1 protein-coding gene is annotated in these 1,223 nt (G+C 57.2%); it reads right to left on the bottom strand.

Annotated features, from left to right (window positions below; all coding sequences use genetic code 11):
* On the bottom strand, positions 1-1,223 hold a 1,223-nt coding region (locus CG716_RS29375; RefSeq protein WP_110883972.1), incomplete at both ends, for an amidohydrolase family protein.

The following is a 1,223-nucleotide window of genomic DNA, read 5'->3' as shown; positions in this document are numbered from 1 at the left end:
CTTGGACAGTGCTTGGATCGAAACATCATGACCCTCAGCGGATTTGCGTAGTGCACCGATGGTGGCCTGATCCTTGGCGATATGGGTGAACGGGTCCCAGTGGTACCAGCGCATCGCGTTCTGGTAAGTCATCTTGTTGATCTCGTCATCGGGCACAGTGTGCTCACGCAGCACCTCGTCGAGCTGCTCAGGAGCACCCGGCCACATCGAGTCACTGTGCGGGTAGTCGGCCTCCCAGCAGATGTTGTCGATACCGATGTCATGACGCAGCTGCACACCCACATGATCAGAAATGAAACACGTCAGGAAGTGCTCCCGGAACACCTCCGAAGGCAACTTGCCGCCAAAATCCTGATGAGTCCACGTCGAGTGCATCTCATACGTCCGATCCACCCGCTCCAAGAAATACGGAATCCACCCCGTGCCACCCTCAGACAAGGCGATCTTCAGATCGGGATACTCCTTGATCGGCCTCGACCACAACAGATCCGCCGCAGCCTGCACAATATTCATCGGCTGCAACGTGATCATCACATCCATCGGCGCATCCGGAGCAGTGATCGCCAACCGACCCGACGAACCGATATGCACATTGAGCACCGTGTCGGTATCGACCAACGCATCCCACATCGGCTTCCAATGATCGAAGTCATGGAAACTCGGATACCCCATCGCCGAAGGATTCTCCGAAAACGTCAACGAATGCACCCCCCGAGCGGCATTACGCCGAATCTCGCCCGCACACGCCACCGGATCCCAAATCACCGGCAGCGTCATCGGAATGAACCGAGCCGGATACGCCCCACACCACTCCTCGACATGCCAATCGTTGTAAGCCTGCACCAACGCCAACGAAAAATCCGGATCCTCGGTGGCGAACAACCGCCCCGCAAAACCCGGAAACGACGGGAAACACATCGACCCCAAGATCCCGCCAGCATTCATATCCTTAACCCGCTCATCAACGTTGTAGCAGCCAGGCCGAATCTCATCCAAACCCTGCGGCTCCAGCCCGTACTCCTCCTTGGGCCGGCCAGCCACCGCGTTGAGCGCAACATTAGGAATCACGATGTCGCGGAACCGCCACATATCCGAGCCGTCCGGATTGTGGACCAACCGCGGCGCATCATCGACATACTTCAGCGGCAAGTGATTCTTGAACATGTCAGGCGGCTCGACGATATGGTCATCGACGCTGATCAGAATCATGTCCTCTTTGCGCA

The organism is Mycolicibacterium sphagni (genome assembly GCF_002250655.1).
In the GTDB taxonomy this organism is placed as follows: domain Bacteria; phylum Actinomycetota; class Actinomycetes; order Mycobacteriales; family Mycobacteriaceae; genus Mycobacterium; species Mycobacterium sphagni.
Note: the sequence above shows the minus strand (reverse complement) of the source record. Positions and strands in the feature narration are given on the sequence as shown.